General features: G+C 70.7%; 6 protein-coding genes. 5 read left to right on the top strand and 1 reads right to left on the bottom strand.

All coding sequences use genetic code 11. From position 1 onward, the window contains the following. Positions 1–32: 32 nt before the first annotated feature. Entirely contained in the window at positions 33–2540 is a 2508-nt protein-coding gene (locus tag ACFRAR_RS26900; RefSeq protein ID WP_380700774.1) for a transglycosylase domain-containing protein, read from the bottom strand. Between the two features lie 519 nt (positions 2541–3059). Between ACFRAR_RS26900 and ACFRAR_RS26905 the strand changes: the two genes are divergently transcribed. The 5 genes from ACFRAR_RS26905 to ACFRAR_RS26925 all read left to right on the top strand — a co-directional run bounded on the left by ACFRAR_RS26905 (position 3060) and on the right by ACFRAR_RS26925 (position 8368). Next, positions 3060–3758: a PadR family transcriptional regulator gene (locus ACFRAR_RS26905; protein WP_380700775.1), complete on the top strand. Its 699-nt coding sequence runs from the start codon at positions 3060–3062 to the stop codon at positions 3756–3758. 126 nt (positions 3759–3884) lie between these two features. Then, positions 3885–4967, top strand: coding sequence for an inositol-3-phosphate synthase (locus ACFRAR_RS26910; RefSeq protein WP_380700776.1), 1083 nt, complete (start codon positions 3885–3887; stop codon positions 4965–4967). A 119-nt stretch (positions 4968–5086) separates the two neighbouring features. After that, positions 5087–6409 (top strand): MFS transporter, encoded by a 1323-nt coding sequence (locus tag ACFRAR_RS26915; protein ID WP_380700777.1) that lies wholly within the window; start codon positions 5087–5089, stop codon positions 6407–6409. A gap of 157 nt (positions 6410–6566) precedes the next feature. Further along, entirely contained in the window at positions 6567–7229 is a 663-nt protein-coding gene (locus ACFRAR_RS26920; protein ID WP_380700778.1) for a hypothetical protein, read from the top strand. A 56-nt stretch (positions 7230–7285) separates the two neighbouring features. Then, positions 7286–8368: a hypothetical protein gene (locus ACFRAR_RS26925; protein ID WP_380700779.1), complete on the top strand. Its 1083-nt coding sequence runs from the start codon at positions 7286–7288 to the stop codon at positions 8366–8368. The last annotated feature ends 130 nt before the right edge of the window (positions 8369–8498 follow it).

The following is an 8498-nucleotide window of genomic DNA, read 5'->3' on the forward strand; positions in this document are numbered from 1 at the left end:
GGACCGCCACCGCCGTTCCAGGTTCCGCCGGGCTACTGCCCGGCCGGCAGGCCCTGCAGGCCGCCACCGGTGGTGTTGCTCGGCGTCGGCTTGCCACCGCCGCCGCCCGAGTGCCCGCCACCGTTGCCGTTGCCGCCGCCGCTGCCGTTGCCGCCACCGGGCGGCGTGGTGTCCGTCGGGGTCGGCGGCGGCGTCTGGCAGCCGATCACCGGCAGACAGCTGTTGCCCGGGTTCGGGCCCTTGCTCGTCGAGTGGCTCGGGTGGTCGCCGGGGCAGTCCACGCCCGGCACGCAGGTCTGGGTCGGCTGCGGCTGCTGCGGCTGCGGGTCCTGCGACTGGCTCTGCGGCGGGGCCGTCGGGGTGTCGCTCGCGGTCGGACCCGCCGACGCGGTGGCCGTCGACGGCGCACCGGAGGAGTCCACCTCGGTGCCGACCGGCTGCGGGTTCGGGAAGTCCATCTTCTTCTCGTTGGCCAGCGCCGCCCTCATGTACCGGGTGAAGACGTCGGTCGGGATGTCACCACCGTGGATGGAGGTCTTCCCGCCGGTGCCCTTGAGCGACTGCCGCTCGTGCTTGCTCGGGTCCTCGCGCCACATCGCGACGCTGGTGACCAGCTGCGGGGTGTAGCCGACCCACCAGGCCGACTTGTTCTCGTCGGTGGTACCGGTCTTGCCCGCCACCGGGCGGCCCAGGTCCTTGGTCTTCTTGCCGGTGCCGTTCACCGCCACGTTCACCAGCACGTCGGTGACGTTGTCGGCGACCGCGGGCTCCAGCGCGACCTTGAGGTCCTTCTTGCCGAAGCCGGTGCGCTCCACCCCGTTCACCTCGACCTTGGTGACCGAGTACGGCTCGGCCTCCTTGCCGCTGGCCGCCAGGGTGCCGTAGGCGGTGGCCATCCGGATCGGGCTGATGGTGGAGGTGCCGAGCGGGAAGGTCGCGGTCTTCGGATCGGCGAGGCTGTCCTTGCGGATGCCCATCTGCACCGTGATGTCGGCGACGTTCTGGCCGCCGACGTCCTGGTTGAGCTGGACGAAGGGCACGTTGTACGAGTACTGCATGGCCTGCCGCAGCGAGACGTAGCCGCGCTTGCCGGGGTCCTCGTTCTTCTGGTGGTAGGGCTTGCCGTCGTCGCCGATCACCAGCGAGCCGTCCGGCTTGCGGATCTCGGACAGGTCGTCGGCGAGGTAGCGGCTGTCGGCGTTGATCCGCTTCGGCTTGCCCTTGTCGTCCTTCGCGGTCTGCACGCCGACCTGCATCGCGCTGGCCAGCACGAAGGGCTTGAAGGTCGAGCCGACCTGGACACCGGTGGCGTCGGCGTTGTTGCCGAAGTGCCCGTTCTCCACGCCGTCGCCGCCGTAGAGGGCGACGATCGCGCCGTCGCCGGGGCGGATGCTGGCGGAGCCGAACTGGATGTTGGTGTCGTTGTCCGGACGCTTCTGCGGGTCGAGGTTCTCCGCCTTGACGTCGTCGACGGCCTTCTTCAGGGCGTCGACCTTGTCCTTCTCGAAGGTCGTGTAGATCTTCAGCCCGCCCCGGTCGATCATCTGCTGGGTGATCGTCTTGTCGGTGGCCGTCACGTACTTGTTGGCGGTGTCGACCAGGTAGCTGATCTCACCGTTCATGTTGGAGCTGGCCTTCGGCGGGATCGGGTCCGGGAACACGTTGCACTTGGCACGCTCCTCCGGGGTGATCGCCTTGGTGTCCACCATCTGGTCGAGGATCCAGTTCCACCGCCCCTGGGCCCGTTCCTTGTTGTCCGGGTTGGTGGGGTCGTAGTACGTCGCGCCCTTGAGCAGGCCGGCCAGCATGGCGCTCTGGCAGACGTTCAGCTCCTTGGCGTCCACTCCGTAGTACGCCTGGGCGGCCGCCTGGGCACCGTTCGCGCCGCGGCCGAACCAGCTGGTGTTCAGGTAGCCCTTGAGGATCTCCTCCTTCCCCTTGTCCTGGTTGATCTTCAGCGTGATGAAGAACTCCTTCACCTTGCGGCTGAGGGTCTGCTCCTGGCTCAGGTAGGCGTTCTTCACGTACTGCTGGGTGATCGTCGAGGCACCCTGGGTCTCACCGCCCTTCGCCATGTTCCAGACGGCGCGGAGCATGCCCTTGGGGTCGATGCCCTGGTCCGTCTTGAAGCTCTTGTTCTCCGCGGCGATGACGGCGTTCTGGAGGTTGGGGCTGATGTCGCTGAGCTCGACGATCTGACGGTTGGTCTGGCCCTTGCGGGTCATCTCGCTGCTGTCGGCCCAGTAGTAGATGGTGTTCTGGTTCTGCACCAGGTCGTTCAGCTCCGGGACCTTGGTCGTCTGGTACAGGTAGAACACCAGGCCGACGAAGCAGCCGAAGACCAGCAGGAAGCCGCTCATCCACTGCTTCCAGGACGGCAGCCAGCGCCGGACGCCGGTCTTGCCGAACCGCGGGTAGTCGATGAACCGCTTCTTGCCGGGGCCGGCCGCCGCCGCGGCGGAGGCCGTGGCGGCACCGCGCCGGGCGTTGCCGCCCTTTCCCTTCTTCTGGGAGGCCTTGCGCATCTCCGCGCGGGTCATCCGGGGTTGCTGCGCGGTCTCCCGAACCCCCTGGGGTTTCCTGCGGCCGATGCCGTCCGAGCCCAGCTCGTCGGGCCCCGGCCCCCCGCCCCGACGGCCGCCGCCTCCCGGGGGCTGCTGCCCGTCACCGCCCGGGTCGGGCGTCCTTCGCCGTCGCTCGCTCATCTTCCAGCCACTCCTCGCCAGGCGTTTCCAGCCTGAAGGCAGGGTTCACGTCGGATGCCCGCAAAACCGCCCTGATCCCGGAGGTGGTCCTCGTGCACACGCGACAGCGTACGCAGCACAGAAGTACAACTAATCGGACATCAGTCCCCAATGCCCACAAAACAGCGACAGATCATTACACGCCCGTTGCCAACTCCGCCCGCGCGTCGGCTTGTGATCACATTCACGCGTGCCCCCCTTGCCGGTTGCGGGGGCCGGGTTTACTGTTCTCGATATATCGAGCCGATACATCGAGACGGAATACCGCCGGATGCGGCGGCCGGACGGCAGGCGAGAGGAAGGAGGACCACGGCGATGGGCAGACGCTCAGGAGTGCTGGAGTTCGCCGTCCTCGGCCTGCTCCACGACGCCCCGATGCACGGCTACGAGCTGCGCAAACGGCTGAACATCCTGCTCGGAACCTTCCGGGCGCTCTCCTACGGGACGCTCTACCCCTGCCTGAAGAGCCTGGTCGCCCAGGGCTTCCTGGTCGAGGACAACCCCGACGTCGAGTACGTCCCGGCCACCGCGCTCAACGGCAAGCGGTCCAAGATCGTCTACCGGCTCTCCGCCGAAGGGAAGCAGCGCTTCGAGGAGCTGCTCGCCGACTCCGGCCCGGACGCCTGGGAGGACGAGCACTTCGGCGTGCACTTCGCGTTCTTCGGCCAGACCGACCGGGCCGTGCGGATGCGCGTCCTGGAGGGACGGCGCAGCCGGCTGGAGGAGCGGCTGGAGCGGATGCGCAACTCACTGGCCCGCGCCCGCGAACGGTTCGACGACTACACCGTCGAACTCCAGCGGCACGGACTGGAGTCGGTGGAGCGCGAGGTCCGCTGGCTCAACGAGCTGATCGAGACCGAGCGGTCCAACCGCACCGGCCGGACCGGCCCCGACACCGGCGGCAGCTCCGCCGGACCCCGCAAGACTTCGGACGGCCGTGGCCAGCAGACCGGGTCCTCGGACCCGTCCGGGCCGCCGTACGACCGCCCGGGGCGCTCCGACCAGGAGCGCTGACACCGCGCCAGCCCTGTGCCGCGCGGCAGGATTGGGCGCCTCGCGCCCGTACATGCAGTCATCGAAGAAGCAGGACGAGTTCCGCCTACCCCGGCGGGCCTCATGAGATCACAGGGAGCAACCGGAATGGGTTCGGTTCGCGTAGCCATCGTGGGCGTGGGCAACTGCGCCGCGTCGCTGGTGCAGGGTGTCGAGTACTACAAGGACGCCGACCCGGCCGGCAAGGTCCCCGGCCTGATGCACGTCCAGTTCGGTGACTACCACGTCCGTGACGTGGAGTTCGTCGCCGCCTTCGACGTCGACGCCAAGAAGGTCGGCTTCGACCTGGCCGACGCCATCGGCAACAGCGAGAACAACACCATCAAGATCTGCGACGTGCCGCCGACCGGCGTGACCGTCCAGCGCGGCCACACCCTCGACGGCCTGGGCAAGTACTACCTGGAGACCATCGAGGAGTCCGACGAGGCCCCGGTCGACGTCGTCCAGGTCCTCAAGGACCAGCAGGTCGACGTCCTGGTCTGCTACCTGCCCGTCGGTTCCGAGGCCGCGGCCAAGTTCTACGCCCAGTGCGCCATCGACGCCAAGGTCGCCTTCGTGAACGCCCTGCCGGTGTTCATCGCGGGCACCAAGGAGTGGGCGGACAAGTTCACCGAGGCCGGCGTGCCGATCGTCGGTGACGACATCAAGTCCCAGGTCGGCGCGACCATCACGCACCGCGTGATGGCCAAGCTGTTCGAGGACCGCGGTGTCATCCTCGAGCGCACCATGCAGCTGAACGTCGGCGGCAACATGGACTTCAAGAACATGCTCGAGCGCGAGCGCCTGGAGTCCAAGAAGATCTCCAAGACCCAGGCCGTCACCTCGCAGATCCGCGACCGCGAGCTGGGCGCCAGGAACGTCCACATCGGTCCCTCGGACTACGTGGCCTGGCTGGACGACCGCAAGTGGGCCTACGTCCGCCTGGAGGGCCGCGCGTTCGGCGACGTCCCGCTGAACCTGGAGTACAAGCTGGAGGTCTGGGACTCCCCGAACTCCGCCGGTGTCATCATCGACGCCGTCCGCGCCGCGAAGATCGCCAAGGACCGCGGCATCGGTGGCCCGATCCTCTCGGCCTCCTCGTACTTCATGAAGTCCCCGCCGGTCCAGTACTTCGACGACGAGGCCAAGGAGAACGTCGAGAAGTTCATCCGCGGCGAGGTCGAGCGCTGAACCGCTGACCGCGCGTAGCCGGTAGGAAGGGCCCACGGTCTCCCGATCGTGGGCCCTTCACGTTTTCGAGGCCAATGTTTCACGTGAAACGGCGGCCGGTTCCATGGCACTCTGGGCGGGTGGCGATCACCGAGAACGGCAGCACCCACCAGTCCGCGCACCGCGCCACGCTCCGCCACCTGATGAAGGGCCGCGACTTCCGGCGGCTGCTGACCGCCCGGGTGCTCTCCCAGCTCTCGGACGGCGTCTTCCAGGTCTCGCTCGCCGCCTACGTGGTCTTCTCCCCCGAGAAGCAGTCCTCCCCGGCCGACATCGCCTCGGTGCTGGCCGTGATGCTGCTGCCGTTCTCGGTGATCGGCCCGTTCGCCGGCGTGCTGCTCGACCGCTGGCGCCGCCGCCAGGTGCTCTACTTCGGGAACCTGGCCCGCTTCGGGCTGGGCCTGGGCACCGGCGCGCTGCTCCTGGCCGAGGCGCCGACCTGGCTGTTCTTCGCCTCGGCGCTGCTGGTCACCGCGCTCAACCGGTTCATCCTGGCCGGCCTGTCCGCCGCGCTGCCCCGGGTTGTGCGGCAGGACGAACTGGTCACCGCCAACGCCCTCTCCCCCACCCTCGGGACGGTCGCCGCCGCCTCGGGCGGGGGCATCGGCTTCCTGCTGCACCAACTGATGGCCCCCGGCCCGAAGGCGGACGCCGCGCTGGTCACGGTGGCCGCGGTGCTCTACCTCTCGGCCGCGCTGGCCGCCCGGCGGATGGACCGCGACCTGCTCGGCCCGGAGCAGCACCCGGACCGCCCCGGGATCGGCCAGGCGCTGGTCGGCGCCGCCGTCGGACTCGGCGCCGCGGTGCGCCACCTGGTCCGGGACTGCCGGCCGGCGGTGCACGCGCTGGCCGCCGTCACCGCGGCCCGGTTCTGCTACGGCGTGCTGATCGTGGTCGTGGTGATGCTCGCCCGGTACACCTTCAACGACCCCGCCGACAGCGCGGCCGGGCTGGTCACCCTCGGCCAGGCGGTCGGCCTGTCCGCCACCGGGTTCTTCGTCGCCGCGGTGGTCAGCCCCTGGTGCACCCGGAAGCTCGGTCTGGCCGGGTGGATGACGGCCTGTCTGGTCGCCCCGGTGGTCTTCGTCCCCGCGCTGGGCCTGGGCTTCGCCCTGGTGCCCTGCCTGATCGCCGCCCTGCTGCTCGGGGTGGTCACCCAGGGCACCAAGATCTGCGCCGACACGGTGGTGCAGGAGTCGGTCGAGGACGAGTACCGCGGCAGGGTCTTCGCCATCTACGACGTGCTGTTCAACGTCGCCTTCGTGGCCGCCGCCCTGGTCACCGCGCTGGTGCTGCCGCTGTCCGGCCGCTCGCTCCCGGTGCTGCTCGGGGTCGCCGGGGTGTACGCCCTGACCGCGGTCCTCTACCTGCGCGCCGCCCGCCGCAGCCCACTCCCCGAATGACACGGCCCGAATAACACAGCCCGGACGACGAGGCCCGGCCCCCGGGCGACCGTGCCCGCCGGGCCCCTCGGAGGCTCGGAACCGGTGGCGTCCGTCCGACTCGCTAAGGTACTCAGGCCTGTCGCATCGACAGAACTTGGTATCGGGGGACGAACTGATGAGCACACCGCCGAATCCGTACGGGTCACCCCCGCCGGCCGCGCCGTACGGGCCGCCGCCCGGCTACGGTCAGCCCGCGCCGCCACCCCCGCCCGGCTACGGCCCCCCGCCGGCCTACGGGCAGCAACCCGCCTACGGACCGCAACCTTCCTACGGACCGCAGCCCTCCTTCGGCCCGCCGCCCGGCTACGGACAGCAGCCGTACGGACAGCCGGCCCCCAGGCCGTACGGACAGCAGCCGCCCCCGGGACCGTACGGCCCCCCGCAGCCCGCCCCGGTGATGCCGCCCACGCCGACCGCCAAGCGCGGCATCCGGTCCAAGCTGCGGATCGTCGGAGCGGTCGGCGGCTGTCTGGCGCTGGCGGTGGGCTACTTCGTCGCCGGACCGAGCGTCAGCAGCGCCAAGCCCGGCGACTGCGTGCGGACGAGCGGCACCCGTGACGTCGAGATCGTCAAGTGCACCGACCCCCAAGCGAATTACCGGGTGCTGGCGAAGTTCGAGGGCACCACCGACCGGAGCCGCTGCGACCGGACGCCGCAGACCACGAGCACGATCTCGGGCAAGAGCGGCCGCCGCTGGAACACCAAGCGGTACGTGCTCTGCCTCGGCCCGCTGACACCGCCCGCCACCACCGGCCTCCCGCCGGTGAAGCAGTTCTGACCCGTTCCACCAATCCTTCCCCGGGGGACCACTTGTCCGTTCCGCCTCCTCCCCAGATGCCGTACGGCCCGCCTCCGGGCGACGGCAACCCGTACGCCTCCGGCGGCTCCTACGGCGCACCGCCCCCGCCGCCGCCCCCGGGGTACGGCTACCCGAGCGCACCGCCCCCGCAGCAGCCGGGGTACGGCTACCCGAGCGCCCCGCCGCCCCCGCCGCCCGGGTACGGCTACCCGGCCGCACCGCCCCCGCAGCAGCCGTACGGCGCCCCGCCGCCGCAGGACGGCTACGGGTACGGGTACCCGCCGCCTCCGATGGACGGGCCCACCTGCCGGTTCTGCGGCGGCTACCCGGCGGTCGACGCCACCGTCCGCGGCCACCAGGGCATCATCGTCCTCTACCGGATGCTCCGGATGACCGGCCCGTTCTGCCGCACCTGCGGGACGGCGACGGTGCGCGACATGTCCGCCCGGACCCTGGTCCAGGGCTGGTGGAGCCCCGTCTCCTGGCTGCTGACCCCGATCACGCTGCTGCTGAACCTCGGCCCGCACAACAAGTTCAAGCGGCTGCCGCCGCCCGCCCCGGGCAGCCACGGCCCGCAGCCGGACCCGGGCGTCCCGCTGACCAGGCGTCCGCACATCGCGATGCTGCTGGTGCCGCTCTCGCTGGCGCTCGTCGTGGTGCTGGCCGCCACCGGGGTGCTCGGCACCGGGAAGGACGACGGCCCGGTCGCCGGCCCGACGCCCGCCCCCACCCCGCTGACCGTCTCGCCCACCCCGCTGCCGACGCCGACGCTCCCCACCCCGACGCTCCCCTCGCCGACCTTCACGCTGCCGAAGCCGACCCTCACGCTCCCGCCGATCGCCACCCCGACCGTGGACGCGGACAGCGTCGACTCGGCCAAGGCCGGCGACTGCCTGCACAACGCCAACGGCACCGGTGCGGAGCACGACAGCGACCCGAAGGTCAGCGTGGTGCCCTGCGCCGACCCCAAGGCGCAGTACAAGGTGATCTACAAGTACCCGGGCAGCTCCGACGAGAAGGTCTGCGAGAAGCAGCCCAAGTCGGACGTCACGTACACCAGCAAGCACCCCGAGCTCACGTTCCTGGACTACGTGCTCTGCCTGAAGCAGCTCAAGTAGCCCGGCCCGGTACGGACGAGGGGTGGGGGCCCCCCCCCCCCCGCGGCCCCCCCCCCCCCCGCCCCCGGGGCGGCCCCGGGCACCGCCCCCCCCCCCCCCCCCCCCCCCCCCCCCCCCCCCGGCGGCCACC

The sequence above is a fragment of the Kitasatospora sp. NPDC056651 genome, assembly GCF_042792155.1.
In the GTDB taxonomy this organism is placed as follows: Bacteria; Actinomycetota; Actinomycetes; order Streptomycetales; family Streptomycetaceae; genus Kitasatospora.